Source organism: Acaryochloris marina S15, assembly GCF_018336915.1.
Lineage (GTDB): Bacteria > Cyanobacteriota > Cyanobacteriia > Thermosynechococcales > Thermosynechococcaceae > Acaryochloris > Acaryochloris marina_A.
This window is the reverse complement of the sequence record NZ_CP064923.1, coordinates 3,952,342-3,978,626: the sequence shown is the minus strand read 5'-3', so window position 1 is coordinate 3,978,626 and position 26,285 is coordinate 3,952,342. Positions and strand designations below refer to the sequence as shown.

General features: G+C 48.4%; 14 protein-coding genes. 10 read left to right on the top strand and 4 right to left on the bottom strand.

Annotated elements, in window-relative coordinates; genetic code table 11:
- Position 1: 1 nt before the first annotated feature.
- Positions 2-679, top strand: coding sequence for a class I SAM-dependent methyltransferase (locus I1H34_RS18240; RefSeq protein WP_212662412.1), 678 nt, complete (start codon positions 2-4; stop codon positions 677-679).
- A 1-nt stretch (position 680) separates the two neighbouring features.
- On the opposite strand, the gene I1H34_RS18235 is transcribed toward I1H34_RS18240, so the two are convergent.
- Positions 681-1,160 (bottom strand): hypothetical protein, encoded by a 480-nt coding sequence (locus I1H34_RS18235; RefSeq protein ID WP_212662411.1) that lies wholly within the window; start codon positions 1,158-1,160, stop codon positions 681-683.
- Positions 1,161-1,616: 456 nt separating this feature from the next.
- Between I1H34_RS18235 and I1H34_RS18230 the strand changes: the two genes are divergently transcribed.
- Genes I1H34_RS18230 through I1H34_RS18205 form a run of 6 tightly spaced genes read left to right on the top strand, consistent with a single transcriptional unit; the run spans position 1,617 to position 5,982 of the window.
- The gene (locus I1H34_RS18230) at positions 1,617-2,531 is read left to right on the top strand and encodes a formylglycine-generating enzyme family protein (RefSeq protein WP_249369373.1); all 915 of its coding nucleotides are present in this window, start codon (positions 1,617-1,619) and stop codon (positions 2,529-2,531) included.
- A gap of 13 nt (positions 2,532-2,544) precedes the next feature.
- Complete coding sequence (locus tag I1H34_RS18225; RefSeq protein WP_212662409.1) at positions 2,545-3,537, top strand: CobW family GTP-binding protein; 993 nt, start codon at positions 2,545-2,547, stop codon at positions 3,535-3,537.
- A complete protein-coding gene (gene nthB / locus I1H34_RS18220; protein WP_212662408.1) occupies positions 3,534-4,280 on the top strand; it encodes a nitrile hydratase subunit beta in 747 nt (248 codons plus the stop codon). Before I1H34_RS18225 ends, nthB begins: the two co-directional genes overlap by 4 nt.
- 3 nt (positions 4,281-4,283) lie before the next feature.
- Entirely contained in the window at positions 4,284-4,907 is a 624-nt protein-coding gene (gene nthA, locus I1H34_RS18215) for a nitrile hydratase subunit alpha (protein WP_212662407.1), read from the top strand.
- Between the two features lie 16 nt (positions 4,908-4,923).
- Positions 4,924-5,283: a nitrile hydratase accessory protein gene (locus I1H34_RS18210; protein ID WP_212662406.1), complete on the top strand. Its 360-nt coding sequence runs from the start codon at positions 4,924-4,926 to the stop codon at positions 5,281-5,283.
- Between the two features lie 36 nt (positions 5,284-5,319).
- Entirely contained in the window at positions 5,320-5,982 is a 663-nt protein-coding gene (locus I1H34_RS18205) for a HupE/UreJ family protein (protein WP_212662405.1), read from the top strand.
- A gap of 101 nt (positions 5,983-6,083) precedes the next feature.
- On the opposite strand, the gene I1H34_RS18200 is transcribed toward I1H34_RS18205, so the two are convergent.
- A complete protein-coding gene (locus tag I1H34_RS18200; protein ID WP_212662404.1) occupies positions 6,084-7,094 on the bottom strand; it encodes a protochlorophyllide reductase in 1,011 nt (336 codons plus the stop codon).
- Positions 7,095-7,295: 201 nt separating this feature from the next.
- On the opposite strand from I1H34_RS18200, the gene I1H34_RS18195 reads away from it, so the two are divergent.
- From I1H34_RS18195 to ligA, 3 genes are all read left to right on the top strand, one after another.
- The gene (locus I1H34_RS18195; protein ID WP_212662403.1) at positions 7,296-7,769 is read left to right on the top strand and encodes a Rad52/Rad22 family DNA repair protein; all 474 of its coding nucleotides are present in this window, start codon (positions 7,296-7,298) and stop codon (positions 7,767-7,769) included.
- 91 nt (positions 7,770-7,860) lie between these two features.
- The gene (locus I1H34_RS18190) at positions 7,861-8,736 is read left to right on the top strand and encodes a hypothetical protein (RefSeq protein WP_249369371.1); all 876 of its coding nucleotides are present in this window, start codon (positions 7,861-7,863) and stop codon (positions 8,734-8,736) included.
- A gap of 99 nt (positions 8,737-8,835) precedes the next feature.
- Positions 8,836-10,869: an NAD-dependent DNA ligase LigA gene (gene ligA / locus I1H34_RS18185; protein ID WP_212662401.1), complete on the top strand. Its 2,034-nt coding sequence runs from the start codon at positions 8,836-8,838 to the stop codon at positions 10,867-10,869.
- 33 nt (positions 10,870-10,902) lie between these two features.
- On the opposite strand, the gene I1H34_RS18180 is transcribed toward ligA, so the two are convergent.
- Positions 10,903-17,877 (bottom strand): AAA family ATPase, encoded by a 6,975-nt coding sequence (locus tag I1H34_RS18180; RefSeq protein WP_212662400.1) that lies wholly within the window; start codon positions 17,875-17,877, stop codon positions 10,903-10,905.
- A 268-nt stretch (positions 17,878-18,145) separates the two neighbouring features.
- On the bottom strand, positions 18,146-26,218 hold the full coding sequence (locus I1H34_RS18175; protein WP_212662399.1) for a PAS domain S-box protein: 8,073 nt from the start codon (positions 26,216-26,218) through the stop codon (positions 18,146-18,148).
- Between the last annotated feature and the right edge of the window lie 67 nt (positions 26,219-26,285).

Below are 26,285 nucleotides of genomic sequence, written 5' to 3'. Positions count from 1 at the left end.
TATGTTTGAAGAACAGCCCCCCTCTGTGCAAAATCGGGTTAAATCTTTAGCCTCGGAAGCCCAAGCCCAAAACCAGCCCTATGCTTGGTTTGAACCCCTATATGCTCAAGCGAATGGCAATGCGGATCAGGTGCCTTGGGCCAAGTCGACGGCTCATCCTTATTTACAAATGTGGTTACCCGAGCAACCCCAACCGCCAGCCCATAGCAAAGCCCTGGTGATTGGCTGTGGTTTGGGGAATGATGCTGAAGCGCTGCAAGCCCATGGTTATCAGGTGACTGCGTTTGATGTATCACCCACTGCGATCGCATGGTGCCACCAGCGTTTTCCTCACTCAGCAGTAGACTATCAAGTTGCCGATCTTTTTCATCTAGACCCAAGCTGGAACCAGGCTTTTGATTTGGTCTATGAATGCCGAAATATTCAGGCCTTGCCCATCCCTTTACGTCAGCAAGTCGTGGGTGCGATCGCACTGCTCGTAGCCAAAACAGGACAACTGCTTGTCGTTACCCGAATTCGTCCTGATGAACAAGAGTGTGAGGGGCCACCCTGGCCCTTGTCGCCCTTCGAACTCGCTGAATTTGAGAATTATGGACTGGTCGAAACAGATCGAGCAACTTTTGTAGAGGGCGAAACGGTGACGGTACAGCAGGCGCGAATCATCTACCAATATGCCTAGGCTAGTTGTTATTCAAACAGCGATCATGAACCCACAGCACGACCTTGAGATAAGGCGCCGTTGAATTTGAGATTGCACCTCGGCGTCGATAGTAGTCGAAACTTGCCAAATCTGTAATAAAGGCATATTTAGGAGCCTGTGGTTCTCGTCCAAAAACACCTGGTGTCGCCGATTGAAAGGCTTGACTGAAAAAGTTCAGGCGAAAACTATGGCGTTCAGACTTAGGTTGTTGCCGCCACATCAAGGAGATGGAACCATAGCCATTGGCTTGGGTCAGGTCAAATCGATACAGTGGGACTTGCTTTGGATGCTGAAGCGTTACGGTTGCCAGTAGCGGACTCCCCGTGGGTGCGGCCCCGAATACCAATTCAAAACCTTGGCCATCAGTATCTCGATAGACACTTTCAGAAATTTTACAAGGGGCAGCCAATACTGATTCCGATAGAAGGAGTACCCCCATACTGCATAGGAAAATTTTCATAAACATCCTTTGATCCACGCCATAGTCCGGCGTTTGAGTGAAACACCTAACAGCCATTATTCCTCAAATCCCAGTCCCCAGAGATTTGAGCAACGTTGATTCGCACCCGTGCCCCATCCTCTATTTGTAACAAGAGTAAATGCAAAAAATGAATACCGATTCATCAGCCTGATTGGGTAATTTTATTTTGAGAACAGAGATATAAAAAAGAAGATTATCCTTGTGTTTTGATTTCATGATATTACAAGTCATTGTATCAAGGTATACATATGCCTTGCACTTATTCCATTACATTCACTGCAGGTAAAAAATAATACTTTGAGTATTATAGGTAGGCTAAAAAAACTATTTTTCTAGTGATACAACCTGCTATTCAAATCTATTCCAGTCAAATCATTTGATACATCCTGACCCGATATCCTGAGGTTCAGCTAGGTGATAAAACGTCGTAGATTTATGCAAACTGCCGGATTAGGGAGTATTGCCCTTGCAGTTGCAATTCAAGACAAGCTAACAAGTGTCAGTTTTTTTAACCCTAATTCTTTGTCTTTAGCTGATATACAACATTTTGAATATGAGTTTCCAAGTCTTAATAAAAACGGTCAGTTAGTTGGCCTTGAAAAGCTAAAAAATAAATACTTTCTAGAAGAATTAAAATCCGGGCATAGCCTAGAAATGGTAGCCATTTCATCGGGTAAATCCTGGATGGGGTCCTCCCGTTCTGAAAACCTGGCGTTGGCTCAAGAACGGCCTCGACATGCCGTCACCGTCCCTGCCTTTTTTATTAGTAAATATCCCATTACCCAAGTGCAGTGGGCTGCAGTCGCGGCGTTGCCAACCGTAGAGCGAGAGCTAGATCCATTCCCTGCTCATTTTCAGGGGTCGCTCCGTCCCGTAGAAAGCATCTCTTGGCTAGAGGCCGTTGAATTTTGTACGCGCCTCAGTCATAAAACCGGACGGACCTATCAATTGCCAAATGAAGCTCAGTGGGAACAGGCTTGTCGAGCAGGAACCCAAACCCCCTTCAACACCGGAGCCACGATCACCAGTGAATGGGCAGATTATGTGAGTACCTATTCCTATGCCGGTGAGACAACGGGGAACTATCGGCGACAAACCCAAGAGGTCGGGAGCTTTGCCCCTAATGCCTTGGGGTTACACGATATGCATGGCAATGTTTGGGAATGGTGTGCCGATTGTTGGCAGCCAAACTATCGCCATAAAGCCCTAGCTCAGGGAACCGTGCGAGCTATTCGTGGAGGTGGTTGGCTAGACCCTCCCGAGAGACTCCGCTCGGCCAGCCGTTCGGGATATGACCAACAGGGCTTAAACCGGACCATTGGGTTTCGAGTCATGACGGTGTTGAGTTAATTCAGGAGAGGCTATGGCATTGATCCAAAAGATTCCAGTCACTGTTTTAACAGGGTACTTAGGGGCCGGGAAGACCACCTTACTCAATCGAATTCTGACGGAAGAGCATAACCAGCGCATCGCTGTGATCGTCAATGAATTTGGTGAGGTTGGTATCGACCATCAGCTAGTGATCGACGCCGATGAAGAAGTCTTTGAAATGAACAATGGCTGCATTTGCTGCACGGTTCGAGGAGACTTAATTCGGATTATTGGTAACCTCATGCAGCGGCAAGACCGCTTTGACCACTTGGTGATTGAAACCACGGGCCTTGCCGATCCGGCCCCCGTGATTCAGTCCTTTTTTATGGATGAAGTGATGCTGCGGCAAACTCAGCTGGATGCAGTGGTGACGGTGGTGGATGCCAAGCATATTTGGGACCACTGGGAGAGTAATGAAGCCCAAGAGCAAATCGCCTTTGCTGACGTAATTTTGCTGAATAAGCAGGATTTGGTGCCGCCAGAAGTGCTGACCACTCTGACCCAACGGGTGCGCAGCATGAATGCGATCGCAACCCTACATCCCACCACCAACTGCAATATTGATCTGAACCAGCTCCTAGGAGTCCAAGCCTTTAACCTCAGCCATGCCCTCAGCATCGATCCAGAGTTTTTAGACGAAGATGCCCATGAACATGATCAAACCGTTTCTTCCGTCGCCATTACCGAGACGGGGACCGTGGACAGCGTCAAGCTTAATCGGTGGCTTTACCAGCTGGTCCAAGCTCGGGGTCCAGACCTGTTCCGCATGAAAGGCATTTTGGATATGGATGAAGCCGATCGTCGGTTTGTCTTTCAAGGGGTGCATATGACCTTGGACGGCAGACCCGGTAAACCCTGGCGTCCCGGTGAAACCCGCCGCAATGAACTGGTTTTTATTGGCAGAAACTTAGAGGAAGCAGAGCTGCGTCAGGGTTTTCAGACTTGCTTGGCTTCCCGCCCATTGATGGCAGAGGTAACCGCATGAAACTACAGCATAATCTTGGGGGTCTAGAAGGACTAGATCCCGTTAACGTCGAAAAACAGGTATTTGTTGAACCCTGGGAAAAGCGCATCTTTGGTATCCATACCGCTATGATGGCCCTCAGCAATCATCTCAATACCTCCATCCCGAAATATGAGATTGCCAAGGTTCCCACCCAATTCAAGAGCTTCTGGACTTGGGGGCACCTGCGCCAAGGGGCCGAAGCCATGCATCCCTTTGAGTATTTTCGGTTGCGGTATTACGAAAAATGGCTGGGGGGCATTTCTGGCTTCTTTGTGGAAGAAGGCTACATTACCCAGGAAGAACTAGATACCCGCACCGCAGAGTTCTTAGAAGATAGTGCCAAAGCAGCCGCTCCCCTACCCAAGGGTGGCAAAGCTGGGATCGACACCCAAGTAGAAAAGTATTTGCGAGAAGGGGACTCGCCGATGCGACCTGCCCCAGCTCCTCCCAAATTTAAGGTGGGAGATCGGGTCAAAGTCAAAAACGTTCACCCCGGTGCCCATAGTCGTTTGCCGGGGCAGTTGCGAGACAGAGAAGCGGTTGTGGTTCTGGTTTACGAAGGAGCCTTCACCTACTTCTTCCCTACGGAAGATGGGATTGGTACACCCATGCCTGTGTACAGCTTGCTGTTCCAGCCCGAAGATATTTGGCCTGAATCCCTAACAGAGCCGAAGTCGGTTTATTACAACGACATTTTTGAAGTTTATTTGGACGCCGCCTAGATTATGCCGAGTAACTATCCTGGATTTAAATATGGCGCTGATCGTGAAACCTACAGTGCTGCTAAGGTCAAAGCCCTGGAGTCGTTGTTGATCGAAAAAGGGATTATTACGGGCAAGACAGTCGATCAAATTCTGGGCTATTTTGACACGGAAATGGGACCGTTTAACGGAGCCAAATTGGTCGCCAAAGCCTGGGTCGATCTGGAATTCAAGCAGCGGCTCTTGGCAGACTGTAATGCCGCCTGTCAAGAACTGGACTTTCCCGCAGGGATGTCTGGAGCGGAAGGGGAGCATATGCGAATTGTCGAGAACACCCCTGAAGTACATAACGTCATTGTTTGTACCTTATGTTCTTGTTATCCCTGGCCCACCCTCGGTTTGCCTCCCTACTGGTTTAAAGATCCGACCTTTCGGGCACGGGTGGTGAGGGAACCTCGTGTCGTCCTCAAAGAGTTCGGCGTCACCTTGGACGATTCTGTAGAAGTGCGAGTCTGGGACAGCAGTGCCCAAATTCGCTGGTGGGTGCTGCCCATGCGTCCAGCGGGAACTGAGGGCCTCAGTGAAGCTCAACTAGCTGATTTACTGACCCCAGAAGCAATGATGGGTGTTGCCACCGTGCAAGTCTAGTGGGAGGATGACGGTCATGTTTACTCAATTTGAGCACTTCGCAGCGACGAGTTTGATGGGGTCTCCGGAAGAATCGCCTCCACGCCAAGACGGTCACCTGCATTTTGATCGAGATTGGGAGAAAATGGCCTTTGGGGTTGCTATTGCCCTATCAAAGCAAGGCCATTTTGAATGGGAAGCCTTTCGTCAGACCCTGATCGAAACCATCAATGAGTGGGAAACCACCCATTCCCTAGATGACCCAGAATGGGACTATTATCACTGTTGGTTAACCGCCCTAGAAAAAGTGGCTGTTGAGTCAGGGGTCATTGCTGCTGGTGAGCTGGAGGCTCAAATGACCCAACTGCTGGATTGTAAAAGTGAACCCTGTTCCTAATTGAATTTGCATCATCTACCTGAGGAAAGCCAATCGATGACCATTTCCACCCTATCCCGCAGCACTATGCCCAGCCGACGGCTAGGACTTGGCATTACTTTAGGGATTATCACTTTATTAACCTGTTCATCCCCTGCCCTAGCCCATCATCCTTTGGATGGGCGTCTACCTGCCAACGCTTTTGAAGGGTTTATGTCTGGGATGGGACACCCCGTGATTGGGATTGATCATCTGGCCTTTGTGATTGCCGCCGGACTCGTCGCAGCCCTGATGCGCAAAGGAGCGATGGTGCCGATTTTGTTTGTGTTGGGGTCCCTAGCAGGAACAGGCATCCATTTACAGGCCCTAGACTTACCGGCTCCTGAAGCCTTTATTTCGGCTTCAGTCCTGGCATTTGGCCTGATTTTAGCCCGAGGATTACAAACGAATGTCTGGCTGATATCGCTGTTGGGGGCCGTTTCCGGTATGTTTCATGGCTATGCCTATGGTGAAGCCATCGTTGGCGCTGAGATGACGCCTACCATTTCCTATCTGCTAGGGTTTGTCTCCATCCAGCTAGCAATTAGTTTGGCTGCCTGGGCCATTGGCAGAGCCCTTCAGAAAAAGAATCAGAGCCAAGGTCTGTTGAATCTGCGATTTGCCGGGTTTGTTCTGAGCGGTATGGGTGCTGTATTTCTCAGCTCGGTTGTCCTGGGTTGAGTGAAATTGTAGGCCTTACACTCCAAGCAATTAGCTTGATTTAAATCTGAAGAGCGCCGTGGAATCCCACGGCGCTCTTGTTTTGATGCCGTATATCTGAATTAACGAGAGGTACTCATTTGGGGCATTGAAGAATCTTGGCTAGATAGTCCGACTAGACCTTCACTTAATTCCCAAAGCCGCTGTGCTTTAGCATCATCTAGAGATTCATTAGACATCTCTTGCTCAAAGGAGGGGCGGTCTTTTTTCTGCTTGTTACCCCAGCTCCAGTACACGCCAGACTTACCGAATAGCGGATCAGAAACAACCTGAGCCACTCGGGTCCCAGCTAGTTCTTCCGTCACAAAGCCGCCGGTGATAAAGCGCTGGAACTTCGGAAATAGGAACCTAAACAGAGGGAAATGATTGCGGAATAACCCCGTTGTCGCCACACATCCAGGATAGAGAGCACTGAAGGTAATCCCCGTAGAGTCATGGAAACGACGATGGAGTTCGCGCATGGTCAGCATATTGCAAAGCTTGCTGTCTTTATAAGCTTTACCTGGCTTGAATTTCTTGCCATTAATCATGGAGATAGGTGCTTTGAAGCCTGCTTCTAGACCCCTCATATCACCTAAATCAGGCGGTGCCGGAATGGGGATTCTACCCCCTAGCTCTTTGGGATTAGCGGTCACAGTTCCCAGAATAATCAGACGGCGCTGATCAAAAGAAGACCGCATCAGGTCTTCGAGAAAAAGATTACAGAGTAGGAAGTGACCTAAATGATTGGTGCCCACGTTTAACTCATACCCTTCTGCCGTATGTAGCGGCTTCTTGAGCAGGGGCATGTAGATGGCTGCATTACAGACAAGGGCATCTAGGGAGCGACCCATTTCCCGAAAGTCTTTTACAAATCGGTGAATGCTCTCAAAGCAAGCCAGATCAAGATGGATGACTGAGTAACTGTCCCGGGGAATGCCCACAGACTGGGCAGCTGTTTCTGTCTTCAGAAAATTGCGGCAAGCCATAATCACATGCCACTTACCGGTAAGTGCTAAAGCTTTGGCTGCATATAGACCGACGCCCGAAGAAGCTCCGGTAACCACCACGGTTTGCTTTTGATGTTGTTCCATTTTGTGAGGCTTCTTAAGCTTTATTGACTTAAATTTACTAATCTTCAGGTTCACACAGGAATAGAGGGTTCAGGGGATTCTGCAATAAACCTTAAGGAATCGTTGACCAAAGGCTGATAAATGGTTTCAGTAATTTGTGTATTGTCTCTTTATTTATGCTGATATAATATGGTACAAATATACTATTAAACCATTAAAGTCATGAAGACTGAACGCCTCGACCAACTTAAAGCCCCCTTTCCAGCCGCCGACCATCAAGATCGAGTGCTTCCGGGGGGCGGTAAATGGTTCTTTATCCCTTGGCAGCGCATTCGGAAGCGCCTCAATGAGGTTTGCCCTGACTGGTCGGTGACCTATAGCGATCCGGTGATTGTGGGGGAATATGTGGTGGTGCGCTGCCAGCTCACCCTTGAAGGCTTAACCCGTGAAGGAGTGGGCAACGACAAAGCCTATCCAGAGAGGCAAACCTACGGCACACCGATTGAGCGGGCCATTGCTGATGCCTTCAAAAATGCGGCGGAACAATTTGGCGTCGGGGCCTATCTCGATAATCAAGAATTTGTGATTAAGCATATGCAGAAGCAGGGTGACGGCAGGGCCTATGCCTATTCCGATGTTCGTCAGCAGATTCGCACTCAAACAAATCATCGCCCACCCCTGAAAAAAGCAGGGTAGCAATGGGGCATCCTATGCCAAAGCCCGACTGGCTACGGCAAAAATCCAGGCTAGAACGGCAGGCGATATCTGGCATAGGTGGTTGATGAATATGACGAAATTTTGTGGCTATCAGCGCCATGTCTGTTTGTTGTCGGCTTTTATGGTGGGATTGCTCGTTCAACCGGCCTGGTCTCAGTCTCCACGTCTGCAGCCCGTTGCCCAACCCTTCGTGCATTCAGCGGAGAAAAAGGTTGACTATGGCCTGCTCATTCGGGCAATGCGACAGTTCTTGGCCAACGATCGCTACTTGCTCAAATCAGAATTGACCCTTAAGGCCAAAACACCAGGGGCGGATCTGGTCTCCGTTGCCCAAATTCAAACGATTTCAGAAGAACCCAATCGATTCAGAACCAAGATTACTTTTATGGATCCGGCAGGCGAAGGAGGAAGACAATATCTGCTGGTTTCGGATGGCCAACAGGTCTGGACTCATGATCTGGTTAACAACGTCTACTCTCTGATCAGTTACCAACAATTCCAAAATGCAAATGACAACTTTCTGTCTGGCATGTTATCCAGACTTTTTTCCACCATCCGCAATAGTGCCGGAAAAGACAATATTGCTCTATTGGTGAATGTGTCTGAAGATAAATTGGCGGAGATTTTGCAAACTAAATTGGCACCGGATCAGGCTGGACTCAAGTCTGATACCCAACATCTAAATGGGGCTAAATACACCACCTACTCCTATTTGGATCAAGCCAAGGGATATCAGCTGCAAGCCTATATTGATGCCTTGACGTCTGAAATTAAGTATTTGCAAATGGCCAGTCAAGACCACCAAACCTTAAACTTCAACATTCAAGAGAAAGTGATTCATTACACCAATCCCCCTTCGGTCCCAGCCGATGCCTTTCGCTTTGTCCCCCCTACAGGGGCTAAGCTGCAAAAAACACCAATTTCGATCAATCCATTTCTGCAGTGATTGTTCATTTTTTTACCTCTAAACCAGGGTGGGATATACCCTAGCTTCTGGATGTCTATTAAAATTGCCAAACCAAAATTTTGGGAGATTCTGCGGACTGTGAACACGGTATCCTCTTCAGATCAAACGCGGGTTCAAGAGCTGCGGCAGTTGCTGCAAAAAGCGAGCTATGCCTACTACGGGTTAGATGCGCCCATGATGGAAGATGCCATCTACGACCAGCTCTATCACGAGCTAGTGGATTTGGAGACCCAATATCCTCAACTGATCACGTCTGATAGCCCTACTCAGCGAGTAGGGGAGCGACCTGCTACTCAGTTCTTTTCGGTTCAGCATCGGATTCCCCTCTATAGCCTGGAAAATGCCTTTGATCGGGGAGATATGGAAACCTGGGATGAGCGCTGGCATAAGTTGGTTCCTAACCTGAAGAAAGCGCCAGGGTATGTGACCGAACTCAAAATTGACGGCTCGGCCTTAGCCTTGACCTATGAGAACGGTGTATTGGTGCGAGGTACCACCCGAGGGGATGGTACTGCAGGAGAAGAGATTACCCAGAATGTGAGAACGATCCGCTCGATTCCCCTGCGCTTGAATATTGAACATCCGCCCGAATGGCTAGAGGTGCGGGGAGAAGCCTTTTTAGGTTTGCAAGTGTTTGACCAAATTAACCGCGATCGCGCCCAAGCCGGAGAAGCTGAGTTTGCCAATCCCCGCAATGCTGCTGCAGGCACCCTCCGCCAGCTTGACTCCAAGGTGGTGGCCGAGCGCAAGCTTGATTTCTTCGCCTATACCATTCATATTTCTGGCCCCACGAATGACTTGTCTCTTCCTCAATCTCAATGGCAGGCGTTAGAGACCCTGAAGCAGCTGGGCTTTCGGGTTAATCCCAATCGACGCCAGTGCAAGAGCTTGAAGGACGTTCAGACCTATTATGATGATTGGTCCTTAAAGCGTTTGGATCTCCCCTATTTGACGGATGGGGTGGTGATTAAACTGGATGACCTAGGGGTGCAGGACGAGTTGGGATTTACCCAGAAGTTTCCCCGCTGGGCCATTGCCTGGAAATATCCCCCGGAAGAGGCGGCGACCCGCATCGAGCAGATTACGGTGAATGTGGGGCGGACCGGAGCGCTCACCCCCGTAGCGGAATTCAAGCCGGTGCAGTTAGCCGGGACGACGGTATCGAGGGCAACGCTGCATAACCGCGATCGCATCTCGGAACTAGACATCCACATCGGCGATACGGTAGTCGTCCGTAAAGCTGGAGAAATCATTCCTGAAGTCCTGCGGGTTTTGCCTGAGTTGCGTCCTGCCGATGCCCAGCCCTACCAGATGCCCACAGAATGCCCGAGCTGTGGACAACCCGCCGTTCAGCTAGAAACTGAAGCGGTGACCCGCTGCGTGAATGCCTCTTGTCCGGCTATCTTGCGTGGATCGCTAATTCACTGGGTGAGTCGAGGGGCCTTAGATATTGATGGTTTGGGGGAAAAGATTGTCGGTCAACTGGCCGACTCCCACATGGTCCAGTCTGTCGCTGACTTGTATGAGCTAACGGAAGATAAGCTGATGAGCTTAGACCGAATGGGGACGAAACTGGCTCGGAAGATCGTGGGTGCGATCGCAACTTCAAAACAACAGCCTTGGCATCGGGTTCTTTACGGATTGGGGATTCGACATGTAGGGAGTGTGAATGCTCAACTGTTAACGGAAAACTACAGCACCGTTGAAGCCTTAATGGCCGTAGACGGGGACGCAATTGCCACCATCCACGGCATTGGCCCTGAAATTGCTCAATCTGTCTATGAATGGTTTCAAACCCCCACTAACCAAACCCTCATTCAACGGTTGCAAGTAGCAGGGCTGCAAACTGCAGCCATAGTCTCTGAACCTACTCGTCCTCAAACCCTATCTGGGCAGACTTTTGTGGTGACAGGGACGTTGCCTACCTTGAAGCGAGATCAGGCCAAGCAACTGATCCAAGATGCAGGGGGGAAAGTGACGGGATCCGTGAGTAAAAATACATCCTATGTGGTCGTAGGTGCAGATGCAGGCTCTAAACTCACCAAAGCACAATCTTTGGGCATCCAGCAGCTCTCTGAAGCAGATTTACTTGAACTTTTACAAACTGCTTGAACTCTACTGGCCGCTGGAAGCCAGTTTCAACCCCTAAGCCTTGGCTTTATCCACTGCTGCTTGTAAAAAGACTTGAATTTTACCCACTTCGAATTGCTCTGACCACCGTAAGAGCTCTTGGCAAAAATAGTGGCATTGGGGATCTGTGGACTGAATCACTAATAATTCATCCATAATCTCAAACACACTGCCTCTGCTTGCCATGTCTAACAGCCGCTCTAAATTTTCCGGAGATGGATAGGTCTTTAGGGCCTGTGCGTTGTTCGGTAGATCTGATAGAGGTGAAGACTGTTGTTCTTGGTATTGCTGCAATAGCGCTGCTATTTCCTCAACCTTAGACCCTTTAGCCAGGGATGAGAGCTGCTCAACAAACGGTTCGTAGGCAGCATTAACGTGAAGCAACGGGTTGAGTTGCTGTTGTAGATCTTGGATCAAACCTTGCTGGGCCAGCATTTGTAAAGATGCCAATATTGAGGAGGAGGGGAGCAGTAATGCCGTTGGCAGCGGTTCGATTTGCTGAGTTTCTAATGTTGTTTCGTACACCCACTCCAGTTGCAGCTGCTCGGCAATCGCCTCTAGTAAATCTTGCTCTTGAATAGGTTTAACTAAAAAAGCATTACTCCCTACAGCCAGAGCCATTTGCTGATTGGATGGGTCAACCGATGCAGATGAAGCAATGACTTTTATTGGTGTCAGATCTGGATCATGACGAACCTGTTTCAAAAATTCAAAACCATCCATCATGGGCATATATAAGTCAGTAATCACCAGATCAGTCTGCTGCTTGCGTATATGGTCTAACCCGTCCTGACCCTGCTCGGCCTCACAAAGATTGAAACCCAGCGGTTGTAGTAGATTGACGATGACTTCCCGATTCTCCTGGAGATCGTCAATGACCAAGATCTGCTGCCGTTTTCCTTGGTAACCCATAATGTTCTGGTGGCTGAGATGGGGTTGAAGCCGTCCCCTATCTCCAGTGAGAGAGAGCAGCAAACTAAAGGAAAACTCACTCCCTTTGCCCGGTTGACTAGCAACCTGAATTTCTCCCCCCATCAGTTGCATAATCTGTTGACTAATCGCTAATCCTAGCCCTGTTCCTTCCCCTTGCTTTTGTAGAATTCCGACCTGTTCAAAAGCTTCAAATAGTTTGGCTAGATCGGCAGAGTCAATGCCCACCCCCGTATCAATAACTTGGAATAGGAGTGACGCCTGAGTCTCAGTGATGTTGAGGACATCGACGCGTAGGGTAACACTGCCTTGGTGGGTAAATTTAACCGCGTTGCCCAATAAATTGATCAACACTTGCCGCAGACATTTTTCATCAACAAGCACCACTTCGGGGAGCTGAGGACTCGGTATGTAGCTAAACCCTAGGCCCTTTTGCTGAGCCTTGACTTTACACATTTCGACTACACTGGCCAGCAAGGTAGGTAAGTGAGTGTTGGTAGGGCTCAGTTTAAGTTTGCCAACCTCAATTTTAGAAAGATCGAGAATGTCATTGATCAGGGTGAGGAGATGGGAACCACATTGATGAACGACCTGGACACCATGACGTTCCTTTTTCGTCAAGGTGGTGGAGCGATTTAGGATTTGAGCATAGCCCAGGATACCGTTGAGGGGAGTGCGGAGTTCATGGCTCATACTGGCAAGAAATTTACTTTTGGCTTGGCTGGCATTATCTGCTCGTTCTTTAGCCATCTGCAGGGCTTGAGTGCGTTCTTTAACTTTTTGTTCCAGGGTTTGGGAGTACTCTTCTAGCTGTTGATTGGCCTGCTTTAAATCATCTTCTGCCTGCCGCCGTTGGGTGACATCTACGGCCATGGAAATGACGATTTGACGGCCATCAGATAAGACTTCTAAAGCCGCAGAACTGAATTGCCAAAGGCAATTTTGTCTATCTCGGGTGTGAATAAAGAACTCGCCTTGCTCCCAGTTTTTAGGGTGGATTTCTTCCCCAAATGCTTTGAGTGTCCAGTCGGCTGTTGTCCGAATATCTGCTTGAGTGTAGCCTGTTAATGCTGTCCAGGTGGCATTGACTTGGAGGACTTCACCATCTTCCGCATGGATCATGATGGGGAAGGGGGCATCTTCAAAGGCACGGCGAAATCGTTGTTCGCTGAACTGCAGGTTCTCTGCTGCCGTTTTGCGATCGCTCATATCTCGACAGATACAAATCAGCTTGCCATCATCTAGCAAAAATAAACTGATTTCTTCGGCAAATGAACTGCCATCTTTGCGAGTTGCGGTGGCTTCTCCTGACCATTGCCCTGTCTCTGCCAAGATTGAGAAGGCGATGGTCTGTAGACGTTGTATCTCTGCTGAAGAATAGAGTGTTTCCCAGCTTTGCCCCATCAACTCATCTACTTCGTAGCCAAACAGAGAGACATGGACTTCATTTAGATAGATGTATTTATCGTCTTCTAATATCGCCATGCCATCAATGGCAGCTTCGATGATGGAGGATCTGAGGGTGGCCGCTTCATAAAGTCTGGCATTCTCTAGGGAGATGGCAGCTTGGGAACAGAGGAAGTTGAGTACAGTGATGCGATCGCACGTAAATACCCCCGCAGTCGATTGATTCTGCAAATACAGTAGGCCATTGAGATTGCCTTGATACCGGATGGGCATGCACAGAACACTGCAAGGGTGATGTTGCTGAAGGTAAGCATCAAGGATAGCTAAGTCGGTATCTAGGTCATCAACAGCCAGAATCTCTTGGGTATGTTGGACATATTGAATCAGTTGAACGGGTAAGTTGGGATTGCCAATGAGAGGTTCAGAAACCAGTTGTGTCATCTCAGAGGTAGCAGTAGCTCTGAGATGCCAGGAACTATCTGTTTCTGGCAATAGCAATACTAAGCTATCTGCCCCAGAATTTTTCAACATCATCTGGGTTAGCTTCTCTAGTAATTCATCGAGATGGAGACTGTCTGAAAGGGCTTGAGCGCCTTCTAGAAGAGTCGCAAAATCGAGATTAGTATTGAGGTTGGGTCGGGTCGCAGTTACTGAAGCCGAGGAATGAATCGATAGGTTCGTATTCACAAGACTCGCTAAGGTGCCCAGAGGATTTAGGGGCTGTGATATCTGCTGGAGAATGGGTTGAAGTAAGTCAGGATAGCGCTGTTCGAGATCATCAGTTTTAGCTTTGGCTCCCCAGCGGGTATAACAGCGATAAGCTTCTTGCATATAGGCCGCAGCAGATTTATCTTTGCCCCAGTCGAGGTAGAACTTGGCCGCTAGCTCGTTGCCCAGGGCTTCTTCCTGGATGAAACCATTCTCCTTCGCACCAGCAATCGCGAGATCATAAGCGTCAATCGCCTCCAGCTTGTGATCTAACACTCGATGTTTTTCAGCTTTAATTAAATCGACCTGATGCTGAAAATTCATCGGAGCCTGGCGTGAAAACCGCTCCAGATTTTCTATGTCGTTGTCAACCTGAGACAAGCGAGTGATGCGTTCTTCAGTCGTATCTTGATCGAGAATTGCTAAATAACAGAGTGCCCGAAAAAAGTGCAAGTATGAAAGTTGAATTTCTCCTGTTAATCCGTCATAAGAATTATTTGCTATCTCTGCATATTTCACGCCCAAATCAGGGTTGTAAAATAGGTGGCTGATTACTAATTTATTGATATACAGTGATGCAATAAAAACATCTAAATTATTATCTTGCCAATCTTGTAAATGTTTAGATTCTTGAAAAATATCACCCTCAATTTCCCAGGGTTTATCCCTAGAGTTGATCAGATTTAAGACTGTTTGGTGGAATAATTGGCTACCCAATAGTATTCCTTCTTGTCGACAATTTTCTAGGACTTTGCTACTGGCATGACTCTCTTGGTCGACGGTGGCTAAATCAGCACCAGAAAAGAACAGAAACTGAATATAGTGGTGGATGCCATAAGCTGTATATTCAAGGTCTCCAGCTTCAATACCAATCTTAAACCCTTGTTTTAACTGAGGGATGCAGTTTTTGAGGGGTTCCTGCCAAGGAGTAACATAGGCATAAATCAGATTCCTGGCCCTCATCTCAAATTGTTTGGCAGGAAAAGCCTCCATTACCGCCAGAGAGACGTCACCTGCAAAACAACCTGATTTAAATTCTTGAAAACCGCACAATAACATGCCAAACAAAGCATAGATTGAAGCTGAAGCAGGGCTATTACCATGCTGTAATAAGAGCGAAATTTGTTTGCAGATAATGACTGGTAAAAGCTCAGGTTTAGACTTGTATGCATATCCCACCATTAGGGTGAGCAAATCCTGAGTTCTCAAAAGCTGAGGATCATTTATTTGGGGTAAAGCAACGAATTCATCAATCGTTCTAGATTGAAATTCAGCTAGCGTTTGATTCAGAATTTCCTGGATAGTATCCTTGCTAATGTCTACCGAAATATCAATACCAAGGGATTGCAAGATAGTGAGAGACAACTCTAGACCTGCCGACATCTTTCCTTGAGCTTGGTCACTCGCAATTTGGGCAATGTAAATAGGCAGTGCATCTGCAATAGCCGAAATATGTCCTAAGGCATTAGAGTTAATCGTCTCAACAGCTTCAAAATTACCCCCTAAATATTGAACATCCACTAACTCTGAATGCAGAGAAAGGGTAAGGCTGTACTGGGTCTGCCACCCTTGATGACTCAGTAGCTGAATCCCACTCTCTAAATACGAGGCGGCTTCCGTATAAGCCATCGAGGCTTTTGCTTTTTGGCCCGCTTCCAGGTTGAGCTGGGCGAGCTGTTGGCGCTGGGATGGATCATCAATTAAGTGAATGCCTTGATTGAGGCTATTTACAATATTGAAAATACTGATATTGTGATCCAGGCTAGTGCTTGTCTGCAGCAACAGTTGACCAATCCTGAGATGAAATGCTTTCTTGTTTTCTTCAGGGATGAGAGAGTAGGCCGCTTGTTGAACCCGATCATGCAAAAAACGATACCCAATCTTCATCTCATTTCGAGCCATTTCAGAGCAGGTATTTCCCTGGAAAAACTTATAGTTTTCTGTCTCTGGAATCACTAATCCGGTCTGAAGAGCAGGCCATAAATCTGTCGCGATCTGTGCTTGACTCTGCTCACAAACGATGGCCAAGGTGCCTAGCTCAAACTGATTGCCAATACAAGCTGCTATTTTCAATACCGCCTGAGTGGCCTCTGATAGAGTCTGCAATCGACCTACCATAAATACGATCACATCATCCGTGAGAGCGGCCTGCTGCACTTGAGTCAAATCACAGTGCCAATATCCAGCTTCAGCATCAAAAGTGATGTGGTTATCCCTATGCAGTCCTTGCAAAAATTGGGTCGTAAAAAAAGGATTTCCTTGGGTCTTTAGATACACCAACTCAGACAAGGGCAAAGCAATATCAGAGGCACACAGCAGCGTATCAGCGACCAATTGGTTGGTGTCGGTTGGGCTTAGGGGGGCTAGGGTGACGGTGTGGAGCGAAGCATCTTGCTGCTGCAAATCAGCCAATGTCAGCATCAGGGGATGGGCGGGAAAAACCTCATTGTTTCGGTAAGCGCCCAGAACTAGCAGATGGTCTGTGTCTGAGCGACTCATCAACAGATGCAGCAGGTTCAAGGAAGCCGAATCTGCCCACTGTAAGTCATCCAAGAATATGACTAGGGGATGATCTATTGTGGAGAATATCTGGATGAATTGGCCCAACAGCAGATTAAACCGATTTTGAGCAGCTGTCCCTGAGAGGTTAGGGACAGCTGGCTGCTCACCAATGATACGGTCTAGCTCAGGAATGACTTCAATCAGAACTTGCCCACTTTCGCCTACAGCCGCTAAGATTTTGGCTCGCCAATGTCTTAAGTCAGCATCCGATGCCCCGAGCAGTTGACCTATCAAACGACGAAAGGCTTGGACAAAGGCAGAAAAGGGAATATTTCGATTGAATTGGTCAAACTTGCCTTTGATGAAATAGCCCTGTCTCTGGGTGATAGGTTTGTGAACTTCATTGACGACTGCCGTTTTACCAATCCCAGAGAAACCTGATACCAACATCAGTTCTGAACTGCCCTGAGCGACTCGGTCAAAGGCCTCTAGTAAGGCTTTGACTTCTGCCTCACGACCATAGAGTTTTTCGGGTATCAAGATGCGATCGCACACATCCTTTTTACCCAACTCAAACGGTTCAATCCCTCCCTGCTCCGTTAATTGAGTCAGGCAATGCTTTAAGTCATGTTTCAACCCCAACGCACTCTGGTAGCGATCTTCCGCATTTTTAGCCAGTAGCTTAGCCACGACCTTCGCCACAGCTTCTGGTACCCCAAACTCCGTTAGAGAAGGCGGCACTTGGGCAATATGACAATGTAGCCATGCCATCGGCTTATCCACTTGGAACGGCAATTGCCCTGCAAACAACTCGAATAGCGTGATGCCCAAGCCATAGAAGTCACTTCTAAAATCAATCCCTCGGTTCATTCGCCCCGTTTGTTCTGGGGCCATATAGGCTAAGGTGCCTTCTAGGGTATTGGGGTTTTTGATCTCTTGGGTCTCTTTGGGTAAGAGGGAAGCAATCCCAAAGTCAATGAGTTTAACCTGCAGCGTTTGGGGATGAATCAGAATATTGGCAGGCTTGATATCCTTGTGAAGGACACGCTGTTGACCAAGGTAATGCAGCACTTCTGCCAGTTGTAGAGCAATATTTAAGCCATCTGTGAGAGAGACAGAAGACTGCAAGAACTCAGACAGAGGAATCCCCTGCATATCTTCCATCACCAAAGCATAGGTATGGCTGCAAGGTTCTAGACTAAAAAGCTGGATAATTCCAGGATGGTCAAGATCGTAGCCAATTGTGAATTGATTACGAAAAGTCAGATAATCGGAATATTGTCGGGCTACATGAGGCGAAGACGTTTTAATAATGACAGGGGTGCGATCCTCAAGCCGCAGGGCTTTGTAGACCAGCGTGTTTTGTCCTTCATATAGGATCTCCAGGGGGGCGTATCCCTGGAGAATCATATGATGAGGTAAGCGAACAGATGAATGCTCCATATTCCCTGTAATAGCCCTTACTATTGAGAATGCCCAGAAAAGCAGAAGTTGCATAATCTAGTAATGAACTGCTTTCCGGCACTCTCCCCAAAATCCATTGCCTCATAGTTTGAATGAAGGAACGTGAATCGGGGAAAAAGATGTGCGGTCATCGCCACTACCTTGGATGCAAAATCTCAGGAAAGGGGCCGCTAAGAGGCTCATCTGCAAATCTCAAAAACTCATAAGCTGCAATAGATTTAAGGTGCAATGGGATCATGTCAGCACATCATCCTGGGTCCGATGGGTTTAGATAATCTTCAAGCAGAACCTCTATCTCTTCAATCTTGAACTGTTTGGATAGAACCATTAGAGGTTGGGCAAAGGCTGCATACTCTAGGTTGGATGCCACTAATTGAGCGAGCTGCTCGCGGAAATCTTTGATGATGCCGCTAGCAGCGAATTCAAGCAAAACTTCCAGTTCCGCTGCTGTGGGAATCTTTATTTGGGCAGTATTGTCTGCAGGTGTCGAGGGATGCCCCTCTGCCGGTGTTTCATAAATCCACTCCAGCTGTAGTTGTTCTGCAAGGGTGTTATAGAGTTCCTGAGCATCGATGGGTTTTGGCAAAAAAGCATTACAGCCCGCATTAAATGCTCTCTTCTGAACATTTTGAGTAAATGTTGCTGACGAAACAATCACCTGAGTCCCTTGAATAGCTTCAGACTGACGAACTGCAGCCAAAAAGTCATACCCATCCATCACAGGCATGACGAGATCCGTAATCACTAGATCAGGTTTGACCTGTTTTAGAATGTCGAGTCCAGCCTGTCCCTGTTCTGCTTCAAGTACCGTCAGGCCCACAGACTCTAACAACGTTGATAGAACAACCCGATTTTCCCACCGATCATCAATGACTAAAACCTGACGTCGTTTACCTCTGTAATCGACAATCATCGGGCTACTCTGCTGCTGAGCCTCCATGGGCTTCCCTAGGGGAAGATTGACCGTAAAGAAAAACTCACTGCCTTGTTCAGGTTGACTGGCGACTTGAATTTCACTGCCCATCAGTTGGACAATACGCTGACTAATGGCGAGTCCCAAGCCTGTCCCTTCCGCTTGCTTATGCTGATCGCCCACCTGTTCAAAGGACTGGAAGAGTTTTGCCACATCTTGGTGAGCGATACCTACCCCTGTATCGACCACCCGAAAATCTAAGGCAATACGTTGATCCGAAAGGGGGGAGACCTCGACAGAAAAAGTAACTGAGCCATGATCCGTAAATTTAACAGCATTCCCCAATAGATTGAGCAGGACTTGCTGTAGGCGTTTGTCATCCACTTCCACCTGCTGAGGGAGCTGGGAGCTGGGCTGATAGGTAAAGACAATCTCCTTCTGTTCTGCTTTAACTCTGCACATTTCCACAACATTCTGTAGCAATGAGGGCAGATTGATAGCTTTAGGAGCCAGTTTCAGCTTGAGGGCTTCAATCTTAGAAATGTCGAGAACATCATTAATCAGGTTCAGGAGGTGGGAACCACACTGATAAATGGTGTCAACTCCCTCTCGTCCTTTACCCGATAGGGATTCTGAGCGGTGCAGGATTTGGGCATAGCCCAGGATGCCGTTGAGGGGCGTGCGTAATTCATGGCTCATATTGGCCAGGAAAAGGCTTTTGGCTTCGTTTGCAGCATCGGCTTTTTCTTTGGCTTCAGCCATTGCTGACAGCAACTCTGCTTGTTTGAGGGCAACGCCTAAATGGCTACTCACCTGCTCAAATAGCCTGACTTCACCGGGCTGCCACTCTCGCGGTTGAGAATGATTGTAAGCAGCCAGTAACCCCCACAACTTATTGCCAACATAAATCGGTACGACGAGGTAAGCTCTGATGTTAAATCGTTCCAGAACCTCAAGATGACAGAGTGAAAGTCCTTTCTCGTAAATATCCTCAACCTGATAAGTGGCGTTAAAAATGCAGAGATTTCCCTCGTCATTCACTAAGAAGGAATCATTCCATTCAGCTTGACGAGAACTGAACACTAGCGGTTCTAGAGGCTCTTGTTTGGATTCAAAGATAAACTTGCCGCCCCAATCCGCGTCAAATTTATAGACCGTGACCCGTTCACAATCCAGAATGGGTCTGACTGCCTGGGTTGTTGTGGCAAAAATATCCTTGAGGTTTAAGCTGCGGCGAATATCTTTCGTGATGCGGTTAAGGGCCTGTTCATACTCATTGGCTTTTTCGACCTGTTCTTTGGTGATCTGTAGAGCAATAGTGCGTTCTTTAACTTTCTGTTTTAGGGTTTGAGAATAGTCTGCCAATTGTTGATTGGCTTGCTCCAGATCTTTTTCGGCTTTTTGCCGTTGAGTAACGTCAACCGCCATGGAAATGACAAGGCGGCGATCATCGGGTAGTGTCCCTAAGGGAGCAGAACTAAACTGCCAGAAGCAGTAGTCGCCATCTTTTTTTCGAATAACAAACTCACCTTCATCCCAATGAGTGGTTCGACTATATTTCAACGCCATTACTTCAAGGATGTGAGGGGCATCTGTGCCATAGGCACGCTGAGCCCAGTCCCTTGTGGTAGGAATATCGGCATGGGTGTAGCCCGTTAATTCGGTCCAGGTGGAGCTAATCTGTAAAACCTCTCCGTCTTCGGCATGGATCATAATCGGGAAAGGGGCATCTTCGATGGCCCGTCGGAACCGTTGCTCACTGGCTCGTAGATTAGCTTCTGCAGCTTTGCGATCGCGAATATCTCGCATGATCGTTGAAAAGTTTTCTACAGTGCCATCTGCTGCTTTATGGGCAATAATCACTTGTGAAACAGGGATCTCATTCCCATTGCCATCTAGGAGTGCTAACTCTCCTGTCCAACTTCCTGCTTGGATGGCGGTGGGTAAAGCCTCCTCGACAATAATTTGCCTGACCCAATCGGGATGACAATCTGCAATTGAACGATGATCTTTCTGCTGTTCTAGATCTGAACGGAGCGCTCTAAGCTGCCTGTTGTGCCAGAGGATTTCTCCTGTTGCACTGGCTATCCCAATGTAGTCAGGGGTTGCTTCTAAAACAGCAGTCAGTCGGGATTGATCCTGCTCTAGTCGTTTGCGATCGCTAATATCTCGGCAAATACAAATCACTGTGTTGTCTTTGAATGCAGACAAACTCACCTCTTGGGGAAAATAACTCCCATCTTTCCGGCGAGCTGTTGCTTCCCCAAGCCAGCGTCCCTCGCTAGCCAGTTGAGGGAAGATATGTTGATTCAATCGCTCAGCTTCTTCAGGGGCATAAAGTATTTCCCAACTTGCCCCTATTAGTTCATGGGGCTCGTAACCTAGCAGGGATAGATGGCTGTCGTTGAGATAAATATATTTTCCATCCTGGAGAATCGCGATACCCGCGTCCGATGCCTCTATGGCAGAAGATTTGAGGGCAAGTGACTCGTATAGCTGGGTTTGCTCCAGTTCGAGCTGTTTGCGAACGCTAATATCACGACAAATGCAAATGAGTTTGCCATCTTCCAGGAGGAACACGCTCATCTCTTCGGCAAAAGAACTGCCATCTTTGCGAGTTGCAGTTGCCTCCCCTAACCATTGCCCTGTCTTGGCTAAGGAGGAGAAGATTATTTTGCGCAAACGTTGCACCTCTACCGGAGCATAAAGCTTCTCCCAGCTTTGCCCCATTAACTCTTCCACTTCATATCCGAACAGAGAGATATGGGCTGCATTCAAATAAATAAATTTGTCGTCTTCTAATATGGCCATGCCATCGATGGCGGATTCGATGATGGAGGATTTGAGGGTAGCGGATTCAAAAAGTCTGGCGTTTTCTAGGGAAATGGCGGCTTGAGAACAGAGGAAGTTAAGGACGGTGATGCGATCGCACGTAAATACGCCAACCGCCGATTGATTTTCTAGATACAGTAGACCATTCAGATTCCCTTGATACAGGAGGGGAAGACAGATGACGCTACGAGGTTGATGTTGCTGGAGGTACTGATCGACGATGGGATGGTCTGCTTCTGAGCCATCAATACACAGAACTTCTTGGGTATGTTTGACATATTGAATCAGTTGAATCGGGAAGTTGGCAGGGTCGTTCAGAGGGATTGAACCGAGTTGCATCGTCTCGGGCGTGGCAGTGACTCTGATTTGCCAAGCGCCGTTCTCTTCTGGCAGCAGAAGCTGTAATCGATCTGCACCAGAAGTCTGGAGCAATATCCGTGCCAGTTTCTCCAGTAGCTCATCTAGATGCAGGCTAGTGGATAGCACTTGGCCCGATTTCAAAATCGCAGCGAAATCAAGGGTTTGATTGACGCCCTGGGTGGACGGTTGAGACGTACTGGTGGACGAATGAATGGATAGGTTCAGCGGCGCAATACGGTTTAAGGTGTCCAAGGACGTTGACCCTTGGGTGGACTGCTGAAGGATGGGTTGGAACAGGTGGGGATAACATCGTTCCAAGTCAGCCGTTTTAGCTTTGGCCCCCCAGCGGGTATAGCAGTAGTAGGCTGCTTGCAGATAGCCAACAGCGGCTTGTTCTTTTCCCCAATTCAGGTAAAACTTGGCGGCTAGCTCATTGGCGAGGGCTTCTTCCTGGACATACTGATTTTTTTTCGCCCCTTGAATGGCGTGGTCATAAGCTTCTATTGCTTCCAGCTTTTGGCCCAAGCGAGCATGATACTCTGCATCAATTAAGTCCAGTTTATGTTGGAAGTTTTCAGGGCAGAATTGTGCCCAATGGTCTAACTTGGCGCGATTTTTGTGAATGACCTCTAAATTCGAGCTGGGGTCTGACCGTTCTAAGGTGGCTGAACCACCATCGAAAACAGACTCAGATAACCTTGCCAAGGAATCGTAAAAGTAAAAGACCGGTACGGTTGCCTGAGCCGTCACCCCAGATAAATAGTCCACTGCCTGTTGGGCATGTTCTATGGCTTGCTCCGGTTGATTAAACCAATAGCACAGCATCAGTTTGTGAAGATGGAAGCAGAACAGTCCCAACAGATTATTGGAGGCTTGATATTGCGACAGCATCACCGTTTCATCAAAGGCCTCTCCCTTTAACGCCCAGGGATTTTCTCCATCCCCCATTAAATTCAGGGCAACTTGACGTAATAGCTCATTGTTCTGAAGATGGACCGCCTGTTTAATCTGACAAATATGCTCGCTATAGAGCCGTGCTTGCTGCTCAAATTCTCTGAGTTCTTGACCGACTAGGTACGCAGATTGACTTTCATAGTAATGACTCAAGGCCGCCGCTTCTAAGCTGCCCGATTCCAGGCCATCGATGTAGGCTTGCTGTAGCAACGGAATGACCGTATTCAGGTGCTGTTGCCAAGGCAACGTTAACGCCCCCACCATCAAGAGGACGCGGGTATTAATTTCTCGATTGCCGAACTGGTCTGAAAGGGTTAGTGCTAATTGGCCAAAGGCATAGCCAGTCTCAATATCATTAACTTTGCCGCATAGCACTAAGCTATAGCGCGCGTAGGCTCCTGCGGAGATAGGTGCATTGCCATGCAAGATGGACAGTTTGACTTGAGCCAGGACAATCAGAGGAAAAAGTTGGGGTTGAGCTAGGTAAACACTGACCGCGATGCTATTGAGGATTCGCAGGGCAGCGAGGGACTTCGGATCAGTCATCACTGGTAAATCCACCAGAGACTGAATTTTGGCTTGAGGGACTAGCTCAGCCGTAGCGTCGAGGGCCCGTTGAATCTCTTGGACATCGGGCTCCCGAGGAATATCGATATCTAATTGATGAAGAACCTGTCGACCTAATTCAATCGCCTCTAAAAACTGTTTTTGGGCCACCGTTGCCAGAATATTGATTTCATAGGCTTTCGTTTGATCCAGCCCCTGAGTATGCTGCAATATCAGCCCAGTCCAATAGGTGACTTGGGCAAAATCGCCATTGAGATAGGCGGCTTCGGCAGACAAGTTGTGGATGGCTAGCGTCTGAGCATAATCCGTTTGCCAACTCTCTGGCTGGAGGAACTGAACCGCTATTGCTGCATAGTGCTGAGCCATATCGTAGGCGATCGCCCCCTTGGCTTTTTCTCCTGCCCTGAGGTTGAGCTGGCAGAGTTGCTGCTGTTCGGCCGGATCGGTGAGGGCAGCAATGCCGACATTCCAATGATTGACGATATCAAACAGTCGCTCTTCGATGTCTATGGGGGACAGCCGTTTCAGCAACGACCGCCCAATATTGACATGGGTGGTCTGCTTTTGCGCATCTGGAATCAAGGTGTAGGCGGCTTGCTGGACCCGATCGTGCAGAAAACGGTAGGAGGTTGTGATGGCTGCTGTATCGGTGAGATCTCGATTCTCCCCCTGGAAAAACTTGTATATTGCACTTTCGGGAATGACTAGGCCTGCTTGCAGGGCTGGCCATAGATCTGAGGCGACGGTTTGGGGGGTGCGATCGCAAACCAAAGACAAGGTTGCCAAGTCAAACAGGTTACCGATACAGGCTGCCAGTTTTAGAACCTCTTGGGTCAGGAGGGGGAGCTTTTGTAATCGCTCTTCCATAAACGCCACGACGTCATCGGTGAGGGCCAGTTGCTGGACCTGAGCCAAATCACACTGCCAATAGCCCAGATCATGGTTAAACGTAAGATGACCATCACTCTGCAATCCCTGTAGAAATTGGGTCATAAAAAAGGGATTGCCCTGGGTTTTTTGGAACACCAACTTAGAGAAGGGAGCAGCGACCTCCGGTTCACACAGTAGGGTGTCGGCGACCAGTTGATTGACATGGGCAGACTCAAGAGGAGCCAAGGTGATGGTGTGTAGCGAGGCATCTTGTTTCTCTAGCTCAGCCAACGTCAGCATCAGCATATGAGCGGGGAACACCTCGTTATCTCGGTAAGCGCCCAGTACCAGCAGGTGGCCTGCCTGGGCGTCAACCATCAGTAACTTGAGAAGGCTCAATGAAGCGGAATCTACCCACTGCAAGTCATCCACAAAAATGACTAAGGGATGCTCTGGCGTAGTAAACACCTGGACGAATTGACTAAACAACCGATTGAATCGATTCTGGGCCGAGAGACCTGATAATTCTGGGACAGTGGGCTGCTCACCAATAATATGCTCCAGTTCAGGAATCACCTCCAGCAACACTTGGCCGCTGTCCCCCACCGCTTCTAGGATCTTGGCTTTCCAGCGGTCTAAGCGGGAGTCGGATTCACCCAATAGCTGCCCCATTAGGCCGCGAAAGGCCTGTATAAAGGCTGAGAACGGGATGTTGCGATTGAATTGATCAAACTTTCCCTGGATGAAATAGCCCTTTTTCTGGGTGATGGGCTTATGGACTTCATGGACCACTGCCGTTTTGCCAATGCCAGAAAATCCAGCCACAAGCACTAGTTCTGAACAACCGTGTGCCACCCGTTCAAAGGCATTGAGCAAGGTCTGGACTTCTATTGCACGGCCATAGAGTTTTTCCGGTATCAGGAAGCGATCGCAAACATCTCGCAACCCCAATTCAAAGATTTCAAAACTAGTTTGTTCGTTACTCAGCTCCAAACACCGCTGTAGATCATGCTTCAGCCCCAACGCACTTTGATACCGGTCTTCCGCAGTCTTGGCCATCAACTTTAGCACCAGTCGGGAAACTGGAATGGGGATTTGGGGATTCACCTTATGGGGCGGTGGGGGTAGCTTGGCCAGATGACAATGGATCAGTTCCATCCAGTCATCGGTCAAAAAGGGGAGCTTGCCCGTCAGTAATTCATAGAGCGTCACCCCCAACCCATAAAAATCGGTTCGGTAGTCAATTCCTCGGTTCATGCGTCCAGTTTGTTCGGGAGCCAGGTAGGCCAGGGTTCCTTCTAAATCTCCTGGACTCTGGAGGACCTGTCGTTCCTTCGGCAATAACGACGCAATACTGAAATCGATCAGCCAAACTTCCATCGAATGAGGATGCATCAGGACATTGGCCGGTTTAATATCCTTATGGATAATGCGCGATTGGCTGAGATGGTGGAGAATATCGGCCAACTGGAGAGCCAGTTCCAGAACCTGAGGCCAGCCCAGGGGCTGATGGTGGCAGTAGTCGTGAAGAGAGAGGGCATGATGATCTGCCATCACCAGGACATAGCTGCTGTTCCAGGGCACTAGGCAAAGGGGGGTGACAACCCCTGGGATATCAAGGTTTTGTGTCAGGGTAAACTGATTGCGAAATTTAACCAGTTCCCGCAAGTTGGGATGCCGAGACCGTAAGACCTTGAGAATGACCGATTGCTTCCGGGCGACAGAAAAAGCCCGATAGACAGCAGAGTGATGCCCTTCATAGATCTGTTCCGAGAGGGTATAACCCGGAATGGAAGGTAAGGGCACATCAATGATAGGTGTCATATTCTGCTAAGCCTTAGTCTCAGCAACAAATGATGAATCGTGTGGGCTGGTAAAGGGGAATGAGCAC